We start from the raw sequence: 20,340 nt of genomic DNA on the forward strand, positions 1-20,340 counted from the left end.
GGCCAGATCCAAAATGGTGGCTAACCTGTGCGCCATGGTGGAGATGACCCCTGAGATCCACGGCCTTCCGATGGCTCGTTCCTGTCCTTTCCACCCGCCGGACGCGCTCGGCCCTCTCAGGGAGCAGGCACCACTCAGCCGGCTCATCTTCCCCGACGGTCACCGCGGCTGGCTGGTGACCAGCCATGCGCTGGCCAGAGAGGTGCTCGCCGACAACCGGTTCAGCAACCGCAACGAGTACCGGCGCTGGCCCGTCAAACGAGGCCGGGTGACGACACGGCACATGCCGACACTGCCGGGTATGTTCAGTCGCCTCGACCCGCCTGAGTACACCCGCTACAGGCGGTTGCTCGCCGGGCAGTTCACGGTACGGCGGATGGCGGTGCTGGAGCCCAGGATCACCGAGATCGCCAACGCCTGTCTGGACGAGATGATACGCGTCGGGCCACCTTCGGACTTCCTGCGCGACTTCGCGGTGCCCATCCCCTCGGCGATGATCTGCGAACTGCTGGGCGTGCCCTCGCAGGACCGTGAGGAGTTCCTCCGACGTTCCAACGTGCTGGTCGACATGAAGACCAACACCATCGACTCCGCCCGGGCCTGGGCGTACCTTTACGACTACATCAGCAAGCTGATCGTCGCCAAGCGGGCTCGGCCGGGCGACGACCTGCTGAGTGGTCTGACCGAGAGCGACCTCACCGACGAGGAGCTGACCGGTGTCGGGGTGACCCTGCTCGTCGCCGGGATGGAGTCGACCGCGAGCATGATCGCCCTCGGTCTCTACGCGCTGCTGGAAAACCCCGATCTACTCGGCGGCCTGCTTGAAGACATGGACGGGCTGGACAACGCCATCGAGGAGCTGGTGCGGCACCAGACCATCTTCCACATGGGACCGTTCCGTGGTGCGCTGGAGGACGTCGAGCTGGCCGGACAGCACATCAGCCGAGGCGAGGTGGTCCTGATCTCGCTGCCCGCGGCCAACCGCGACCCGGAACGGTTCGACGATCCCGACCGGCTGGACCTGCGGCGCAGGACCACCGGCCATCTGGGGTTCGGCCACGGTGTGCACCAGTGCCCCGGCCAGCACCTGGCACGCGCCGAGCTGCGGATCGGCTACTCGGTGATCTTCCAGCGGCTCCCCGGGCTCCGTGTTGCCGTGCCGCGGGAGGAGATCGAGATGCGGCACGACATGGGAGTGTGGGGAGTCAAGTCACTGCCGGTGGAGTGGGATGTCTGAGCGCCTGACGGTCGAGACGGACCGCGACGTCTGCATGGGCACGGGTGTGTGCGCCATGACCGTCCCGGCGGTGTTCACCCAGAGAGAGGACGACGGGACGGTCGTGGTGAAGACGGCCGAGCCGGAAGCCGAATGGCATCCAGCGGTGCGGGACGCTGCCTACAAGTGTCCTATGGGCGCGATCAGACTCATTGGGCCCTGGTGACGAACTTCGTCACCAGGGCGGCAAGTTCGTCCGCGGCGGGCCCGGTGATCAGCCCGAAGTGGTCGGTATTCAACACCTCTTCGGTCACCGGGCCGGTCAGCACCCCGCTCCACGGCGTCACGGCCGGTCGCCCGGTCCGCGACGCCGACACCACCAGGGTCGGCACGTCGACGGGTTCCGGCCGATGTCCGTACACCGCCCGCACGATGGCTGAGTAGAGCGGAAGGCGGCGCCTCAGTTCTTCGGAAACTGCCGGTTCTCCCCCTCCGGGTGCACCACCCGCCCCCAGTGTGAGCGTCGTCTCCTCGCGGAAGCTGTCCTCGATGGCGTCGTCGGCAGGGGGAGGGCCCTCGGGCAGTACCGCGTCGATCAGCACGAGTCCGGCCACCACGCGGTCCAGACGGTGGTGCAGCCGCTGCGCGACTGCCTGCGCGATGATTCCGCCGAACGACCAGCCGGCCACGTGTACCGGTCGGTCGGGACAGACCCGGGCGATCAGATCGGCGTACTGGTCGGCCATGGCGGTCACCGAGCCGGGCATCCGTCCACCGTGCAGGGCCTCCGCCGCGACGCCCCAGCACACCACTCCCGGGCCTATCCGTTGGGCGAGCGGTGCATAGCACAGCGGCGATCCTGCGCTGGGATGGACCAGGAACAGTGGCACGGCCGCGCTGTCGGTCCACGCGCCGGTGAGTGCGGACAACTGCGCGGGCAGGACTTCCCCGGACGCCCGCACCACCCGTCCGGCGAGCGCTTCGGCGGTCGGGGCGGCGTAGACGTCTCCGACCGTCGGCGCGACCCCGAGCCGCCGCTCTATCTCGTCCAGCAGCCGCATGATCTGCAGGGAGGTGCCACCGAGGTCGAAGAAGCTGTCGTGGACACCGACCCGATCGATGTCCAGCGTGGTCGCCAGAGCCGCGGTGACCGCGGCCTCCTCAGGGGTCCTCGGCCCCGTGGCGGACACATCGACGTGCCGGCGCGGTGCCGGGAGCGCAGCCCGGTCGACCTTCCCGTGTCGGGTCAGCGGGAGGGTGTCGATCACCTCCACCGTGGCGGGCACCATGTATGCGGGCAGCCGCTCGCCCATCCACCGGACCAGCCGGGTGGTGTCGCAGCGGGTGGAGGCAGGTACCACCCAGGCGGCAAGGCGAGCGCCGGCACCGGAGCCGGCCACGCCGGCAGCGGCCCGGGAGACCTCGGGATGGGCGGCCAGGACCGCCTCCACCTCGCCGAGTTCCACGCGGAAGCCGCGGATCTTCACCTGCTCGTCGATCCGGCCGTGGAAGGTCAGCTCGGAGTCACGGCCGAGGGCACAACGGTCCCCCGTCCGGTACACCGTGCCCCGGCCGGGCACGAAGGGGTCCGGTACGAAGGATGCCCGGGTGGCGTCGGGCGCGTTCTCGTATCCTTGGGCGACTCCGGTTCCGCCGAGCCACAGCTCACCGGGGACACCCTCCGGTGCCAGGCCCCCAAAGGCGTCGACCACATAGGCGTACATGTTCGGGCGCGGCCGCCCGAACGGGACCGGTTCCCCCTGGTCGGGACTGCAGGAGTGAGAGGCGACGATGACCGTGGCCTCGGTGGGGCCGTAGGAGTTGAGGACCTGACGTCCCGGCTCGTACCAGCGAGCGGCCAGTGCGCCGGGGACCGGTTCGCCGCCGAGGGACAGCACGCGCAGAGGCAGGTCGGGGAGCACCGGCATGAGGTCGGCCACTGTCGGCGGCAGCGCGGCCACCTCGATGGACGCGTCCTGCAGGTAGCCGGCAAGGTCACCGGGTGCCCGGACGGTCTCGAGTGACGGCATACAGACCGTGCCGCCGCGGCACAGCGCGGTGAAGATCTCCAGGACCGACACGTCGAAGGTGAGGTTGGAGAACTGCAGAACCCTGCTGCCCTCGCCGATGCCGTTGAGGTCGCCGAACTGGGTGACGAAGTCCACGGCGGCGGCGTGCGGCACCGCAACGCCTTTGGGGCGACCAGTCGACCCGGAGGTGTAGAGGACGTACGCGACAGGGCCCCGCGACGGGGCAGGAGGCAACCGGACCTGGCTCCCCGGCAAGGTGTGCAAGCCGTCGTCATCGAGCATGATCCGCACACCGGAGTCGGCGAGCTGGCCGTCCATCCGCTGCCGGGGTGCCTGTGGGTCCACCGGCAGATAGGCCGCGCCGGCCTTGAGCACGCCGAGTACGGCCTCGAGCAGGGCGAGCCCTCGCCGGCGGCGGAGGGCCACCCGTTCTCCCGGCCGGATCCCGGCACGGCGCAACTCCCCCGCGATGGCGTCGGCACGGGCGTCCAGAGCGGCGTAGGTCAGTCTGCCGTCCGGGCACTCCGCGGCGATGCGGGAGGGAACGGCGCGTGCCTGCTGTTCGAAAAGCTCGTGCAGGAGCGCGTCGGGCGCCGGGCGGCGCGGACCGGTCAGCCGGTCGACGAGCTCGCGACTGCCCCGCTCGTCGACCAGGTGGATCTGCCGCAGCGGCACGGCGGAATCGGCGACCGCGGCGATCGTCACGTGCTCGAAATGCCGCAACAACTGCTCGATCCGCCATCGGTCGTAGAGGTCGCGGGAGTACTCGACGTACAGCACCGAGTCGTCGCCGGCTGCCGACACATGAATGTCGAGGTCGAACTTCGCCCGTCCGGTGGCGACCTCGCGTACGTCCCGGGCCCGCATGCCCACTCCGGGGGCCAGTTCGCCGTCCGGCCTTCTGCGCTCATAGCCCAGGGCCACCGTGAACAGAGGGTTCGCCCCCCGGTGGCGGGGCGGTCCGACGGCCTGCACCACTTGGCCGAACGGCAGGTCGCGGTGCGCGAGGTCGGCCAGCAGGTCCTGGCGTGTCCGCTGCAGGAAGGCGCTGAATGTCAGCTCCGGGTCGGTCCGGTTGCGGACGGGGAGCATGTTCACGAACAGCCCGACGGTCCCGAACGACTCGACGCTCGCCCGGCTGGAGGTCGCCACGCCGACCGGGATGTCGGTGCTGCCGGTGGTGCGGGCCAGTGTCCAGGCGAACGCCGCGAGGAGCACCATGAACGGCGTGACCCGCTCACGCACCGCCAAGCCCGTCACCCCGGCCATGAAGCCCGGTGGCAGGTTGTGCCGGAGCAGTTCCCCGCGGTGCGTCGTCGAGGTGGCCGGGCGTGACCGGTCGGCGGGGAGCTCGACGTCTTCCAGTCCGGCCAGCCGGCTCCGCCAGTAGGCCAGGTGCCCGGCATCGTCCGTGGCGCCGTCCCCTGCGGCGCGTTCGGCGGCGACATGGTCGGCGAACCGCGGCGCGGGGCCGTCCAGTTCGTCCGCGCCTGTGGAGCGGTAGTGCAGCTGCACCTCGTCGAGGAGCAGCTGCACCGACATCCCGTCCACCACGATGTGGTGGAACGACAGGAACAGCACGTGGTGCTCGGGACCGAGTCGGTAGATCACGACGTGCATGCGGTGGGGCCCGGTCAGCGGCAGGGGCCGGGCGCAGGCCGCCCGCAACGCGTCACTTAGCTCCTTCTCACCTTCCAGCTCCACCACCGGACAGGGCAACGCCGTGGGCGGGTGCACCCGGGTCGTGGGCCGGCCGGCCTCCTCGGTGAACTCCGTGCGCAGGATCTCGTGACGGTCGGCCGCCGCCTGCAGGGCCGCCCGCAGCGCGCCGACGTCCAGCGGTCCGGTGAGGTCGTAGGCGACCGGCACGGTGTAGGCAGCCGAGGGTTCCATCCGGTGCAGGAACCACATCTGCTCCTGCGCGTGGGAGAGGGTCACAGCTTGAACTCCACACCGCACTCCGTGGTCCAGTAGTGCAGTTGCAGAGCTGCTTCGATGCTCAGCCGGTTGACGCCGGCGCCCAGGCCCTGGGAGGGGTCCGAGAGCACCGCGTCGACCCGCTTGACGTCCAGCAGCTCTGCGACGCCGCTGGACCTGTCCTCGCTGATCGTCTGCAACCGACTGCGCAGGGACTGCCGGTAGGCCGGGTCCTGTGCGGTGGGGAAGGGAGACTTGCTGCGCCGTGCGATGCTGTCCGGCAGCAGGTCGCCCATCGCGGCGCGCAGAAGTCCCTTCTCCCGCCCGTCCAGGTTCTTCATGGCCCATGGGACGTTGTAGACGTACTCCGCCAGCACATGGTCGACGAAGGGTACGCGTCCCTCCAGCGGTCCGGCCTGCCCCATCCGGTCGCGGCGGTCCAGGACGGTGCGCAGGTAGCGGGTGAGGTTGAGGTAGGTGATCTGCCGCATCCGGCGGTCCTCGGCGGTCTCCTCCCCGGTCAGCGGGGTCTCCGCCAAGGCCTCCCGGTACCGCTGGTCGATGTAGCCGGGCACGTCCAGTTCCTGGTAGAGCTGTCGGTCGACGAGTCCCGAGTGCATCTCCATGCCGTGGAACGGCCCGATCCAGGGGAACGTCTCGGCCTGTACGTACCAAGGGTCCTGGAACCAGATGTAGCCGCCGAACAACTCGTCGGCGCCGTCCCCGCACAGCGCCACGGTGGCCGTGGGCTGCATCCGTGACGCCAGTCGGCGGAACGCCACGTGAGTCTCCAGGCCGACGATCGGGCGGTCCATCCCGTCGACAACGGCAAGCTGCTCCGCGGGATCCATCAGGTCGTCGGTGGTCACAAGCAATTCGTTGTGGTCCGCGCCGAGGTGGTCGACCATGGTGGCCACGTGCGGACTGTCCGGAGACGCGTGCATCTCGTCACTGCGGAAGTTCGCCAAGTTGTACACGTACTCCATGGAGAAGGTACGCAGCCGGTCGCCGCCGGCCGCTGCACCCACCTCGCGGTCGGCCAGCGCGGCCACGATGCCGGAGTCAAGACCGCCGGAGAGCATCACGCCGAGCGGGACGTCGGAGACCAGCTGGCGGCGCACGCTGTCCTGCAGAATCTCCCGGACGGTGGCGATCGTCTCGGACAGGCCCTCGGTGTGCTCGCGGGCCGGCAGGTCCCAGTAGCGTCGGCGGGCCAGGCCGTTGCGGCCGAAGGTGACGATCTCGCCCGGTATCACCTCCCGGACGTCCCGGAAGACGGTCCGGCCGGGGGTGGGCGTGTAGCCGAAGAGCTCACGCAGCCCATCGCGGTCGACCACGGGCCGGGCCTGGCCGGCGCGGAACAGCGCCTTGGGCTCGGAGGCGAACGCGAACCCCTCTTCGGTGAGTGTGTAGTGGAGCGGGTAGATACCGAACCGGTCGCGGATGAGGTGGAGCTGGTCCGCGGCCGCGTCCCAGACGGCGAACGCGAACATCCCGCGCAGCCTCTCGGCGCAGGCCGGCCCCCACTGTTCGTAGGCGCGCAGGACGACCTCGGTGTCGCTGGCGGTGTCGAACCGATGACCGTGCCGGGTCAACTCGGCACGTAGTTCCCTGAAGTTGAAGATCTCCCCGGTATAGGCGAGAACGGCCGGTTCCCTTCGACTGCCGGCAGCCTCCCCGCTCCGGCCCACCATCGGCTGCCCACCGCCGACCGGGTCGATGACCGCGAGCCGGGTGAAGACCAGCAGGGCGTGTCGTCCCAACCAGCGGCCGCCCGACTCGGGGCCCCGATCGTGCAGCGCCGCCGTGAACTGGTCAGCGGTCCGATGACGTTCACCGAGGTCCGCGGTGAACGAGATGATGCCGCCAATACCGCACACAAAAAGCTCCTCTGGTAAGGGTGTACCCGGCCGGTCGGTTCAGTAGATCTCGAAGTACTCGCGCTGCTCCCAGGCCGTGACGCCGGCGGCCTGGTCCACGCCGGTCTCGGCGAGCCACTTCTGGTAACGGGTCCATTCACTGCGCTTGAGCAGGGCGATGGCCCGCCACAACGGTTCGCCCAGCGTCCGCCGGCACAGCTCCGACGTCTCGAAGGCTTCGATCGCCTCGATGAGCGAGGTCGGCAGCCGTCTCGCGTCCGGCGCGTGCGGGTCGGTGGCGGCCACGCCGGGGTCTGCCCTGCGCTCGACGCCGTCGTAGCCCGCCGCCACCTGCCCGGCGATGTACAGGTACGGGTTGGCGCAGGGCTCGCCGATGCGGTTCTCGATATGGCTGGCCGGGTCCCCGGCTCCGCCGAGGACCCGCAGGAACGAGCCCCGGTTCTCCATGGTCCACACGACGCGGTCGGGCGACAGGCTGAACTGGTCCGTGAGGCGCCGGTAACCGTTGACGGTCGGTACACACAGCAGACTTACCTCCGCGGCGGAGTCCAGCAGGCCGCCGAGGTAGTGGATGCCGGTGGGCGACAGCGGGGGTGCGTCCGGGACGAGAGGGGCGGTCCCCTCTTCGGCGGGGGCGGCGGCGAACGCGTTGCGGCCGTGTCCGAGGTCGTACAGCGACTGGTGGAGGTGCCATCCGCTCGGATCCAGCCCGGGCAGCGAAGGCAGCGCCATGAACGAGGCATGGTGACCGAGGCGCGCGCAGATCTGCTTGGTCAGGCTTCGGACCAGCAGGACGGCATCGGCCGCTGCGAGCGCACTCATCGGGCTGAAGGTGCATTCCAGTTGGCCGGGTCCCGACTCGTGCTCGATGGTCCGCAGCGGCAAGCCGACAGCCTGGTAGGCGCGCGCCAGTGGTGCGATCACCGGGAGGAGCTGGTCGGCATACAGGTCGAGATTGAACTGGTAGCCAGTGTTCACCGGTTCGACCGCCGGAGGCTCGCCCTGGATGCCGAAGCCTCCGATGCCTTCCGGGCGGCCGTTGTTGAGGAAGCGGGTGAGCGTCCACTCGATCTCCAGGCCGACAACGAGGTCGAGCGAGCAGGCCGACAGTCGTTCGACCTGCCGCTTGAGCACTGCCCGGCTGGACAGCGGGTGCGGGGAACCGTCCCGCAGGTACTCGTCCGCGATCACCCAGCCGACCCTCGCCTCCTGATGGGGCAGCACTCGGAAGGTGAGTGGGTCGGGGACCAGGATGAAGTCGCCGGCGCCGCTCAGTTCGTCGATGCCGATCCCGGCGCCCTGAGTGAAGAAGTCGATGGCCACCGCGTGCCCGGTGTCGAACACGAACGGGCCGGGGCTGGCGTCCATGCCGTTGCGCAGCACAGTGCGGAACGCCGACCTCGTCAGCGTCTTGGAGCGCACCACGCCGTGCGGGTCGCCGTAGACGACGCGCACCAGGTCGAGCCCGTCCAGCAGAGCGTCCAGCTCCGCCGCCGCCTCGTGCTGGTCCTCATTCCACAGACCGTGACCGGCGACGAAGCCGGGCGCTCCGGTGCTGAACCCGGCATAACGCTCGACGTTCGCGTTCTTCAGGGCGCGGCCGGGCATGGCCATCACCATCGTTCCTCCTTGGACGTGTTCAAGTCGCTGTTGCGGCAAGACGGTCGTAGTCGGCGGCCCAAGGGCGGACCCACTCCAGGTCGCGGGCGGCGGCGAGCACGGTTGCGTCCGCCCGCCAGCGGCCCACCAGTTGCAGGCCCACCGGCAGCCCCTGCCGGGTGAAGCCTGCGGGCACCGAGATCGCAGGCTGTCCGGTGAGGTTGAACGGGTACGTCGCCGGTGTCCAGGCCAGCCATGGCAGACGGCCCTTGGACAGCGGCTCCGCAGGCTGGTCGAGGTCGGCGGCGAACGGGACGAGTGGCACGGTGGGCATCGCCAGAACGTCCACGTCGGCCATCGCGGTCCGTACCCGCTCGGTCAGTTCTGCCCGGTGGCGCTCGGCTCGACCGAGGTCGACGGCCGACAGAGTGTGTCCCAGCTCCGCGACCCGGAGCCGCCCGGGAGCGGCGTGCTCCGCGGTGGCCGGATCGGTCGCAGCCGCCTCGGCCGCGGCCAGGATCGTCTCCAGCACACCGTAGGGGTCCGCGAACGGCGGTGCTGCCTCGGCCACGGTGTGCCCGGCCTCGGCGAGGGCCGCGGCTGCGGCGTACGCGACGTCACGGATCTCCGGTTCCGGTGCCGGGTCTCCGAGGGATTCGATCCAGCCGATCCGCAGCGGCCGGCTGCCGTACGGCGGAAGGTCCCACTCGCCCGGCGCGCCAGGGACGGAGTAGGGGTCCCTGGGATCCGCACCGCCCAGCACCGCAGTCATGAGGACCGCGTCGGCGACATTGCGGGTCAGCGGCCCCACGTGGGACAGGTTCTCCGGGCTCGGCGGAACAAACGCGCCCAACTCAGCACCCTCGGTCTCCGCACGGTCCAGCACATCCCCGACGTGGTCGAGCGGCGACACCTCGCCCTGTGCGAACGCCTCGCGCAGGTCGGCGACCCCGCTGAACCGAAAGGCGTCAGCCATGAAACCTCCGGAACCATGCGTTGTCGAAGGCGGAGACACGCTGCCGGTGGACGGCCATCGCCCGATGGAGCGCGGCCAGTACCTGGCCTATGGCAACGCCGGCACGCAAGTCGTCGATGACGAACGAGGGGTCGCCCGAGCGCATGAGCCGCAGGTCGTACAGGCCCGGCCGATAAGCGCCGTCGAAGGGGATCCCGATCGGGACGCGGATCGCGTTGCGCACGCCGAACATGACGTGGCCGGTGTGATGCTGGTCGGACCAGGTGGCGATGTCGGGGAGCGAGGGCGCGTAGAACCAGTCGTCGCGTCCGGGGCGGTGCAGGCCCAGGCCCATGGAATCCGGCAGATAGTGCCAGGTGTTGTAGCGCATACGGGCGCTGTACGCGGACAGCGTCTTGACCAGCGACGCACGGTCCTCACCGAAGCGCTCACGGAAGGCCCGGCCGGGGACGACGCAGCAGTAGTTCTCGTTGGTGGTGAGTTTGAGGATGTGGTCAGGTCCGTGCGTCCCGGTGGCCAGATCGGCCAGACAGCGCGGGCCGCGGGCCATGACCGCGTCCGAGTCGGTGGCGTCGGCGACGGCAAGGAGCAGGTCGTGCAGCAGCTCTTCGAAGGCGGTGCCGAACCGGACGTCGGTGGCCGGACCGGTCAGGGCGAGCGCCAACTCCGCAGGTACCTCCGGCCCTCCTTCGGCCCTCGGATCCCAGTCGGTCCGGACACGCAGGGTCTCGGCCACCTCTTCAGGGAGGTCGGTCGGGCCGACTTCCGGCGTGAAGGAGCGTTCCTCCTTGAAGAGATTGGCACCCTGGATGACCCGGTAGAACTGCGTACCGTCACGCACCACCTCCGCGCGGCGGGCAGCACACCGCAGCGCCAGGGTGTCGATCCGGCGCAGGACTCCTTCGGTGGCACCGGCCGAGGCGAGATCGGCTTCGGTACCTCCGTAGTCGCGTAGTTTGCGTCGCAGCCAGGCTTCCAGGGTGGGCGGCGTGAGTTGGCGGCCGTTGAACTCCTCGAGGCGTGCGGCGGTACCGGAACGTATGAGGGCTGTCGCGCAGGCCACGAACACCGCGTCCTCCACCCGCCATTCGGTGGTGGGTAAAGCGCTCAGCGCAGTGAGTACCGAGCCCGGCGCGCCGACGGCGAGCGACTTCCCGGGCAGGTTGGAACGGCTTCCCAGGTTGCTGTAGACGCGGTCGCTCACGTAGATCTGTACCGGCGCCAGGTGGACCAGCGCGTGGGTGATGACGGCGATCCGTTCGGCGGCCGCCCCGGGCGGCTCCTCTGCCAGTTCCGCGGCGAGCTCGTCGAATTCGGCGCGCTCGGCGCAGAACTGCTCGTGCGCGAGGCGGTCCGCCTCTGCGAGGGCTTCCTCGGTGGGCCAGCACACCCGGCCGATACTGCGGACGTCGTCGGCCGTATCCGCCGGGTCCTTCCGGATCGCCAGTCGACCCGTGGCGGTGAGGAACAGTCGCCATCCGTCGGTACCGGCCGCACCGCCCGGATTCTCGTTGTCTCCCTCCCCGTCGGTGCCGGGACTGCCTTCGACGGCAGCCCCTAGGCGTACCATCTCCTCCAGGAGTCTACTCTCGGGGCGGCTCAGCGCCGCCAAGCCCGCCCCCTCGTCGATGCGCCCGTCCAGAGTGGCGGCGACGCGCGCCGCATCAGACGCCGTCAGCTGTTTGCGTGCCAGGGCGGCGGCCTCGGCCACCACCGCGTCGAACCCCTCTGTCCTCAAGCCAGTCATCGTTCGACCCCCGAACGGTCTCGTCCAACTTCCGCGTGATGCGCCGTCTGGTCCCGTCTGAAGCACCGAGCCGGTGCGGTTGTCACTCCAGCGCGTCGAGCAGCCAGGCCGAGTTGTGCCGGGTGAAGCCCAGGTGCGGGTAGTAGTCGACTGCGGCGGGCGCCGAGAGCAGGACGATCTTGGCCTGCGGCGCCGCCTCCTGCACGGCGCGGATGAGGCTGCGGCCCACCCCCTGCCGCTGGAACTCCGCGTCCACCGCGATGTCCGACAGGTAGGTGACGTACGCCCGGTCCGTCAGCGACCGCGCGATGCCGATCAGACGGCCGTCGAGGCGGGCGGTGATGACCAGGTTCGCCTCTCGGATCATCGTGGTGAAGCGCTCACGCTGTTCCACAGGCCGACGCAGGCCGAGCGTGGAGGCGTGGTAGAGGGCCACCACCTCGTCGATGTCGAGGTCAGCGCCGTTGACGATCTCACACTTCCACATGTGCTGCTGTCTCCCTGATCAGTTCTTGCAGGCGTTCCTTGAGATGGACGCGCTGAGCGAGGTAGCGCTCCGGGCCGACGGCGGCCGGCGGTTCGATGCCCCGGCGCGACGCGCTGGGGCGCGGGCGGCGGGGCCTCGGAGATCATCCGCAACTCCCCTGCGGGGACGAGGCCGTGCGCGGCCTGCGCCTCGGCCACGAGGACCTCGATACGCGCCCACAGGGCGTACTCGGACTCGTCGGACCACAGGGCGGCCATCTCGGGCAGCACACAGCGGGGGATCATCGTCGTCCTTCGGTCGAGTGCACGGTGCCAGGGCTTGCGGGACGGGAGTCGGTGAGGGGGCGACCGGTGCGACAGATCGCCCGGACCCGTGGCAGGTCGACGGCGCCCGACGGGTCGAGCGGCAGCGCATCGGTGAGCGAGACATGCGTCGGCCTGGGCGCTTCCGAGGGCCAGACCCCCAGGACACGCCGCCGCCACGCGCGCACCGCGTCGGGGTCCGAACCGGAACCACCGGCGTCTGCCGGGACGACCAGGACTCCAGGCGTCGGATGCGCCGCGTCCTCTCCTGGCACGACAGACACGTCACGCACTCCAGGCAGCGCGGATATCCGCCGCTCCACTTCTCCGCCTTCCAGGAGCCGGCCGCCGAAGTCCCTCGCCCTGTCGTCCGGTCCGAGAAAGCACAGGCACCCCTTCCCGTCGATGCGCGCACGGAACCCAGTCGGCACGTCCTTCCCGCCGCCGGGGGGGCGAAGCACCAACAGGCCCGGCGTGCGCCTGGGCAACTCGCGGCCGCTGGGGGCGACAATGACCGGGTGCCACTCACCGGCGCGGTGGGGCAGCGGCAGGGCTCCGTCGCTCGTTCCGGGATCCGGTTGCCACTCTCCCCAGGCAATCGGCCCAACCCGCTCGTGGCCGAGCACCAGCACGATCCGGCCGCCCGCCTTCACGTGTGCCAGCCTGTCCCCGGTCGGCAGGAACCGTTCGACCGGGACGACCACGGTCTCGGGTCCTGCCTGCGGCACCGGCGACACGACGGACGTGGCTTTCAGTTCCGGGACGGCGTTCGCGGCCGTGTGTCCCCAAGTTCGCCGCAAGACAGCGGCGTCCGGATCGCGCAGGGCCTGTTCCAGGGCCCGGCACCAGTCCTCGGCGAAGCCTTCGGCGGTTTCGGCGTCGAAGACGGACGTGGCGTAGTCGAGGCGGCCGAAGACCCCGTCCGAGGTCGTGCGTAACTGCAGTGTGTTCTGGAAGGACTGCGAGGAGTTCGGCGCGAAGAACTCCCAGTCGAGCTGCAGGCCCGGCACCTCTCCCAGGTCGTCGGCGACTCGCGGGTACGAGATCCCGAAGCGGTCGAAGATGCCCGGCCCGATGTCCACACCGTAGCCGCGACGGAGTTCACGCATCAGGAGGTGGAAGGGAACCCGCCGGAACCGGCCGATGGTCGACACGGCCTGCCCGGCGACGCCCACGAGATCCCGGAAGGTGACCCCGGGTTCCAGCACGACGGCGCACGGCACCATGTTGACCTGCATGGCGATCCGGTCGCGGGTAGCCTCGGTGCTCGTGTCGGCGGGGATGCATAAGGCCAGGCGGTCGTTGCCGTACCGGGCGAGTTGCGCCGCCGTCGCGGCAAGCAGCCCGGCGAAGAAGGTGGTTCCCGTCTTCCTCGTGACGGCACGGAGCTCCCTGAACACCTTCTCCGGCAGTTCGAACCGCGGCGTGGCGGCGGTCCCTGACATCGTTGCTGCCCCGTCCGGCCGGGGCAGCACCAGGCTGGGGTATGAGGGAAGATCGCGGCTGCGCCAGTACCCCGTTGCCGCCGCGAGCGCCTCCGGGTCCGGCTCCTCAAGGCCCGCGAGCGGGGCGGCAGGCTCCCATTCCTCGCCGGCAAGGCCGCCACGCTCGCGTATTCCGGACAGCGCCCGGGCGAACTGCCGGGCGAACACGAATTTGGAGCGGCCGTCGAATGCCATGTGATGGACGGCGACGACGAGCGTCTGTCGGTCACGGCCGTGATCAAGGAGCATGAAGCGGATCGGACCCCGGGAGGTGAGGTCCCAGTGGAGTGGGCGCCGGGCCACGTACCAGGCGCGCGCCGCGTCCTGCTCCGCACCCGCCGGGCACGGGAGGCTCGCCCGCTCGAACTCGAAGAGGTCGTCGACATCGTGGATCCGGAACCAGTACCGCCGACCCCGCTCCTCGACAGTCCCGCGCAGCTCCGGGTGGCGGCGGCACACCGCGGCACAGGCCCCCACCACGTCGCCGGCCACCACGGGACCGCGGAGAGTGGCGAAGAAGAACCCGGCATTCACCCGTTCCGGATGTCTGAGCTGCTCCAACCAGATCGGCTCCTGCGCCGTTGTCAGCGGCAGCGCCGGCCCACCTCCTGGCATCGAGCCTCCCTAACTCGGTGACCGGAGGCCGTCAGCCGTTGTTCTCCTGGAGCAGTTCCGTCACCTCGGCGACGAAATCGCCGAGCACCGGGTTCTCGAACAGGGCCAACAAGGGGACATCCACGCCGAGTTCGGATCGGATGGTCACGACAATGATGGTGCCAACCAGCGAGTCGACGCCCAGCTCCAGCAAGTTGTCCGTCAGGACCACCGGCTGCTTCAGCACGTCGGAGACGATCTTGATTACCGTCTCGCTGACGGCGGCCACGGCGGATTCGGATATCGACACGGAACGTAACCCTCCCAAAAGGGACTTACGACAGGTTGCTGCTGATGACGAGGCCGGGCGGGCCCGACGAGAGGTCAGCCTGGCAGACGCGTACCCATGCTGTCCACGATGTGGAGAGCGCAACCGTTCGAAGAACAACGTTAGTATCAGGGCGAGTTGGGCGGGGTGGGATGAAGGGAGGGCGGCCGCCGTTCGTTCCTCTCGCGGCCCTACTCCGCCTGCTGCCCCTTTTCGACAGCGCCGATCATTGTGGCCCGCTCGATCCGACGCGCGAAGACATCGTCCATGATGTCGCGCATCTCCCGGAGCACTCCGCGACGCTCACGCTTGGTCAGCCGGTCGATGTAGAGCAGGCCGTTGAGGTGGTCCGTCTCATGCAGGAGACAGCGCGCGAAGTAACCCGTGCCCTCGATCACCACGGGCGTGCCGTCCTTGTCCTGACCGCGCACCACTGCCTCGGCCGGACGGTGCAGGTCGATGTGAGGGCCGGGTACGGACAGGCAGCCCTCGCCGGCTTCGAGCAGACGACGCTCCCCGGCCTCGCCCCCCTGCTCGACCACCGGGTTGAGGATGTGCCCCACGTGCCGGACACCGTCGTCGTCCAAACAGTCGTAGACGAACAGTCGCAGGTCGACGTCGACCTGGTTGGCGGCAAGTCCCGCACCTTCGGCCACGTACATGGTGACAAACATGTCATCGATCAACTGGGACAGCTCCGCCGTCCCGAACTCGGCGGACGCCGGCTTGCAGGGCCGGTGCAGGATGTCCTCCCCCACCACCGTGATCCGCAGGACTTCGCCGCGCGACGCCTCCGGAGCCCGCTCCGGATAGCTGCCGTCCGCCGGCACACCCTGGACGAGGACCCGGTGCCGGGTGACGGGATTCGTTGTCATGATGGCGAATACCTTCCGAAGTGTCCCGCTGTCGGCGACTCGGAGTGACCCAAGTCGCCAGTTCGGGGACAGAATCCTACCCTTCCCGAGCGATGTCAGGAGCCGAGAGAGAACGCTCCGGCCTGCACACCGGGCGCTTGCCTCATCGCTGTACCTCAACCACCTCGTGGACGGCCCCGGCGAGTAAGTCGTCGTCGACATGACCGGCCGGCGCCGCCGCCAACCCTCCGCGCCCAAGGACCTGCAGTACTCGGTCACCGGTTTCAACCGCCGCTTCCCCATGGGCCTGGTCCGCACCTCGTGGGAGGGCACGGCACCCTGCTCTCGCCGGCACTGATCGGCATCCTGGGCTCGGCGTTCATCGGCTGGGCCGCCCTCACCGGCAACACGGACGACGGCACGGGCCTGATCCACGACCTCCATCTGAAGCTCGACATGAGCGGTCTCCTGCTCGCCGACGTCATCATCGGCTCGGGTTCGCCGTACGAGATGCATCAGAGCCCAGCGGCCTTCCGGTTGATCGACACCCGGGGCCGGCTACGTGTCAACAAGCGTGTCGGCGGGGAGGACTGTGCGGGAGCGGACCGATCGTGCGGACATGAAGGCGATCCCTCTGGCGGAGACCCCTTCGCGGAGAAGACGCTCACGACATCGCGCGTGCGCGGTGCCGACCACGCACGAACTCGCCGGCACGCAGGAAGTCAGCCCGCCGACGTGTTGTAGTTGACGATCCCCTCCACCATGAGGACGACCGCACCGGCCAACGGGTTGGTCGTTCCTGTGCCCACCACTTCGGGCAGCTTGTGCGCCTCGCTCTCGGTGACCGCCACCATGCCCCAGAACGCGTTGAAGCCCGAGGGATCCGCCGGCTTCTCGGTGGCCGCCCCCACGGTCAGGATGCCTCCCACCTCGGACCTCGGTCAGGAGCTGTCCTACGAGGAGTTCGACCGTCACCTGGCGGCCCTCCTCCCCGCATACATGCGCCCCCACCGGATCCATCGCGTGGCCGAGCTGCCGCTCAACGCCAACGGCAAGGTCGACCAGGCCGCGCTGCTGCGGCAGGCCGACCGGCCTTGGCGGCCCGCCGCCTCCGACTCCGACGGACCGGCCGCGACGGAGACGGAGCGCCGGGTCGTCGAACTGGCCGAGGAGATACTCGGCACCACCGGCCTCGGGCTCGGCGACCGCTGGATCGCCAGCGGCGGTGACTCGTTGAAGGCGCTTCGGTTCTGCTTCGCCGTACGACAGCGATGGGACCGCGAGCTGACCCAGGCGGCCGTCCTGCACGGCGACCTGGCCTCCGTCGCCCGGTCCCTCACCACGGCCCGTCCCGGCGAGGAGAGCGCCTTGCCGGCGCCGGTGGTCTCCGGTGCCCGCTCGGCGCCCGCTCGGCGCCCGCCACCAGTGAACAGCAGCGGCTGTGGCTGATACAGCGCCGCAACCCCGGCTCCCGGGCCTACTCCGTCAACCAGGCCTTCCGCGTGGACGGACCCCTCGACATCGTTGCCCTCCGGCGAGCACTGCGCAGCCTGGTGGCACGCCACGAGGCGCTGCGGACGGGTTTCGGCCTCGGCCCGGACGGCCTGGAGCAGACCGTCGGCGAGCCGTACGACCCCTGGCACGAGCCGGGCCCCCGGCGGGCGTGGGACGAGGAAGAAGCGCACGCCTTCGCCGACACCTTCTTCGCCGAGCCCTTCGACCTCGCCGTCCCCCGCATGCTCCGAGCCTGCTGGCTGCCGGGTGACGGCGGCGGCACTCTCCTGCTGCACCTGCACCACATCGCCGTGGACGGCTGGTCGTTGGGCATCCTGCTGCACGACCTGTCGGCCGCCTACGCCGGAAGCGGCCGCCCCGAGGATCCCGCTCCGACTCCGCTGGACTTCGCCGTCTGGCAGAGCGACCGGTTCGCGAGCACGGCCTACCAGGCGCAGCGCGATGAACTCCTCGCGTTCTACCGGGGTTTGGAGGAGCCGCAGGAGACGCTGCCCGCCCAGGTCGCGGGTCCGGCACCGAAGGCGCGCCTGCTGCACACACCGCTCGACGTCGTTCTGCGGTCCCAAGTGGACCAGCTGTGCGCCGAGTTCGGACTGACCCGGTTTCAGATCCTGCTGAGGGTGTTCTCCTGGTGCCTGTACGGCGTGACCGGCCTGGTCCGCCCGCGCATCGCCACCCCGGTCGCGGGCCGTCCGGTGCGCGAGTTCGAGAACAGCGCGGGCATGATGGCGAACACCGTGCTGCTGCCGCTGACCGTCGCGCCCGATGAGGACCTGCGCCGGCACCTCGCCCGCACCGGCACCGAAACAGGGCAGGTACTGGGACGCCAGGACGTGGCGCTCACGGACGTCCTGACCGGCTGGGAGGCCGTCGACGACAGCACTCCGTTCGACTTTCTGTTCGTCCTGGAGAACACCGACTTCGGGGCGCTGCGGCTGCCCGGCTGCGCCCAGCGCCCCCTGTGGTGGGCGGCACCGGAGGCCAAATGCCCGATGACGGTCTCCGTGGTCGAGCATGCGGACGGACTCGACGTGCTGTGGGAGTACGCCGAGGACCGGTTCACCCGCGAGGACGTCGAGGCGATGGCGGAGCTGCTCCGGCGGGGCGTGGACGCGCTCGCGGCCGGTGGCCGCTCCACCGCGCGTGAACTCGTCGTGCCCTACCGACGGTCCCTTCCGGAGCACGGGCGCGGACCCGCCCCGGAGCCCGGCTTCACCACGGTCGCCGAAGGTTTCGGCCGGCAGGTCGACCGCACTCCGGACGCCCCCGCCGTCGTCACGGCCGAGGGCGGCACCCTGAGCTACGCGGCCCTCGACGCTCATGCCGCGACCCTCGCCGGGGAACTGGCCGACCGCTACCCGATCCCGGCCGACGGCAGCCCCTGCCGGGCGGCCCTGTACCTGGATCCCTCCGCCGAACACGTGGTGGCGCTGCTGGCACTGGCACGGCTGAACGTCACCGCCGTCCCCCTCGACCCCTCCTACCCGGCCGACGTGCTGCGCCGGGTCCTGGAACAGATCGACCCGCTGTGCGTCCTGGCCACGCGGGACAGCTCGCCGACGCTGGACACACTGCTCCCGGACGGTGTGGTGCGCCACCTCGTCGAACCGGCGGACCCGGCGCCACGGACGGGCGACGGCTCGACTGCGTCGTCCGACGGGCACGCGTATGACCGACGTACGGTCGACGCGCCGGCACACGACGGCACCCGCCCCCTGTACACACTGTTCACCTCCGGCTCCACCGGCGTCCCCAAGGGCGTGCAGATCCACGACCGCACACTGTGCGACCTGATCAGGTGGCAGTCCGGTCCCGGCGGCCTGACCGCCCCCGCGGCCACCCAGCAGTTCTCGATGCTGGCGTTCGACGTGTCCTTCCAGGAGATCTTCGGGACACTGTGCACAGGCGGCGCCCTCCAGCTCATACGTCCCGAGTGGCGGCAGGACGCGCCCGCGCTCCTGGATCGGCTGGAGTCCTCGGGCGCCGAGCGGATCTTCATGCCCTACGTGGCCCTGCAACTGCTCGCCGAGTACGCCGTCCGCCTGAACAGGTATCCCTCCCGGCTGCGCGAAGTGGTCACCGCGGGCGAGCAGTTGGTGTGCACCGACAGCATCCGGCGCTGGTTCGCCGGACTCCCCGGCGCGCGCCTGTTCAACCACTACGGGCCGACCGAGACACATGTGGTCAGCGCCCTGTGCCTGGAGGGAGATCCGGGGCAATGGCCCGAACGGCCCGCCATCGGGCGCCCGGTGGCCGGCGCCGATCTGCGTGTGGTGGACGCCCAGGGCGACCCGGTGCCGGCCGGGTGCACCGGCGAGCTGCTGATCGGCGGGACCATGACCACCCGCTGCTACCTGGTGCCGCGTCGGCCGAGGTTCGCCCCGTCACGACGCCCGGCACGCGCCCCCGCCCTCGAACCGGCTTCACCCGGATCGGGCGGGGAGACCCCCACGACACCGCTCCTTGACGGGCAGACCGTGACCGACGCGGCACGGGACGAACCCGCACTCGACGACACCCGGTTCGTCGAACTCCCCGGCGCGGGACTGTTCTACCGCAGCGGTGACCGCGGCGACACCCTCTTCGCCAACATGCACCTCGCCTACGACATGCTCTCACCGGCCATGCGCGCCCTGCTGGACCCGCTGACCGCGATACACGACGGCGCGCAGGCCCTGGCGGGATACACACCACCCGCGGACTACGTCTTCCCCAAGAGCGAACACCCGCTCATCGCCCGGCACCCCGAGACCGACCGCAAACTGCTGTACGTCAACAAGGCCTACACCAGCCGCATCCCGCAGCTCTCCGCGGACGAGAGCCGGGCCCTGCTCGACATGCTCTTCGACATCATCGCCCGCAGGCCGGTCCTGCACTGCCGCGTCCGCTGGACCCCGGGCACACTCGTCTTCTGGGACAACCGGTGCGTCCAGCACCACGCGACGTACGACTACTACCCCTACACCCGCTACGGCCAGCGCTTCGCCATCAACGGCGGCCCCGTCAAGGGCTGATGTCCTGAGCAGGTGAGGCGTCGTGCAGGGACCCCGGTCCCTCGTACGACGCCTCACCGCGCGGCCTGAGGTCAGTACCGTTCCGGATCGAACTCCAGCACCTGCGTGAGCCGGACGCGGTGGCCCGAGAGGTCCCGGACGGCTTCGCGCTCCGGGTGGCGCATGGGCGCGTCCTGACCAAAGCCGAGGGCATGATCCGGACCACACCCGGGTCAGATCCCGGCCGCCTCCCTTTGCGTCGCGCGTCAACGCTCCTCAGAGCCACATCGACGCTGTACCACCAGCAGACGAAGAACCTGCTGGTGTCGTACTCGCCGAAGAAGCCGGCTTCTTCTGGAGCCTGAAGTCGGTCACCTGGCCGTGCGGTCGGTGTCCTTGGGCGCGGACTTCTGCCGCA

At 70.0% G+C, this 20,340-nt stretch carries 14 protein-coding genes and 1 pseudogene; 5 read left to right on the plus strand and 10 right to left on the minus strand.

Translation table 11 applies throughout. The features are described from left to right. The first annotated feature begins 34 nt into the window (after positions 1-34). Positions 35-1,237, plus strand: a complete 1,203-nt coding sequence (locus tag ACYUED_RS04665; RefSeq protein ID WP_491291053.1) for a cytochrome P450 — start codon at positions 35-37, stop codon at positions 1,235-1,237. Further along, on the plus strand, positions 1,230-1,442 hold the full coding sequence (locus tag ACYUED_RS04670; protein WP_491291054.1) for a ferredoxin: 213 nt from the start codon (positions 1,230-1,232) through the stop codon (positions 1,440-1,442). Before ACYUED_RS04665 ends, ACYUED_RS04670 begins: the two co-directional genes overlap by 8 nt. On the opposite strand, the gene ACYUED_RS04675 is transcribed toward ACYUED_RS04670, so the two are convergent. From ACYUED_RS04675 to def, 9 genes are all read right to left on the minus strand, one after another. Beyond that, the gene (locus tag ACYUED_RS04675) at positions 1,426-5,184 is read right to left on the minus strand and encodes a non-ribosomal peptide synthetase (protein ID WP_491291055.1); all 3,759 of its coding nucleotides are present in this window, start codon (positions 5,182-5,184) and stop codon (positions 1,426-1,428) included. The genes ACYUED_RS04670 and ACYUED_RS04675 overlap by 17 nt on opposite strands. Further along, positions 5,181-7,043, minus strand: a complete 1,863-nt coding sequence (gene asnB / locus ACYUED_RS04680; protein WP_491291056.1) for an asparagine synthase (glutamine-hydrolyzing) — start codon at positions 7,041-7,043, stop codon at positions 5,181-5,183. Before asnB ends, ACYUED_RS04675 begins: the two co-directional genes overlap by 4 nt. Before the next feature lie 39 nt (positions 7,044-7,082). Next, positions 7,083-8,663, minus strand: coding sequence for a type I glutamate--ammonia ligase (locus ACYUED_RS04685; RefSeq protein ID WP_491291057.1), 1,581 nt, complete (start codon positions 8,661-8,663; stop codon positions 7,083-7,085). A 19-nt stretch (positions 8,664-8,682) separates the two neighbouring features. Beyond that, positions 8,683-9,618, minus strand: a complete 936-nt coding sequence (locus ACYUED_RS04690) for an amidase family protein (protein ID WP_491291058.1) — start codon at positions 9,616-9,618, stop codon at positions 8,683-8,685. Continuing rightward, complete coding sequence (locus tag ACYUED_RS04695) at positions 9,611-11,356, minus strand: hypothetical protein (RefSeq protein ID WP_491291059.1); 1,746 nt, start codon at positions 11,354-11,356, stop codon at positions 9,611-9,613. Before ACYUED_RS04695 ends, ACYUED_RS04690 begins: the two co-directional genes overlap by 8 nt. A gap of 91 nt (positions 11,357-11,447) precedes the next feature. Further along, positions 11,448-11,852 (minus strand): GNAT family N-acetyltransferase, encoded by a 405-nt coding sequence (locus tag ACYUED_RS04700; RefSeq protein WP_491291060.1) that lies wholly within the window; start codon positions 11,850-11,852, stop codon positions 11,448-11,450. A gap of 280 nt (positions 11,853-12,132) precedes the next feature. Then, a complete protein-coding gene (locus ACYUED_RS04705; RefSeq protein WP_491291061.1) occupies positions 12,133-14,253 on the minus strand; it encodes a condensation domain-containing protein in 2,121 nt (706 codons plus the stop codon). Between the two features lie 31 nt (positions 14,254-14,284). Continuing rightward, entirely contained in the window at positions 14,285-14,542 is a 258-nt protein-coding gene (locus ACYUED_RS04710) for a phosphopantetheine-binding protein (protein ID WP_491291062.1), read from the minus strand. 209 nt (positions 14,543-14,751) lie between these two features. After that, complete coding sequence (def, locus tag ACYUED_RS04715; protein ID WP_491291063.1) at positions 14,752-15,435, minus strand: peptide deformylase; 684 nt, start codon at positions 15,433-15,435, stop codon at positions 14,752-14,754. A gap of 312 nt (positions 15,436-15,747) precedes the next feature. Here def and ACYUED_RS04720 point away from each other — a divergent pair. After that, positions 15,748-15,909: pseudogene (locus ACYUED_RS04720) on the plus strand (YibE/F family protein); the annotation flags it as partial. A 227-nt stretch (positions 15,910-16,136) separates the two neighbouring features. On the opposite strand, the gene ACYUED_RS04725 reads toward ACYUED_RS04720, so the two are convergent. After that, complete coding sequence (locus ACYUED_RS04725) at positions 16,137-16,325, minus strand: hypothetical protein (RefSeq protein WP_491291064.1); 189 nt, start codon at positions 16,323-16,325, stop codon at positions 16,137-16,139. Positions 16,326-16,332: 7 nt separating this feature from the next. Here ACYUED_RS04725 and ACYUED_RS04730 point away from each other — a divergent pair, with 7 nt between their 5' ends. Together ACYUED_RS04730 and ACYUED_RS04735 are read left to right on the plus strand one after the other, a co-directional pair. Then, positions 16,333-16,863 carry a hypothetical protein gene (locus tag ACYUED_RS04730; RefSeq protein WP_491291065.1) on the plus strand — a complete coding sequence of 177 codons (531 nt, stop codon included), beginning with the start codon at positions 16,333-16,335 and terminating at the stop codon, positions 16,861-16,863. After that, a complete protein-coding gene (locus ACYUED_RS04735; protein WP_491294132.1) occupies positions 16,863-19,943 on the plus strand; it encodes an AMP-binding protein in 3,081 nt (1,026 codons plus the stop codon). The genes ACYUED_RS04730 and ACYUED_RS04735 overlap by 1 nt, the downstream gene beginning before the upstream one ends. The last annotated feature ends 397 nt before the right edge of the window (positions 19,944-20,340 follow it).

Source organism: Streptomyces sp. DF42, assembly GCF_058267695.1.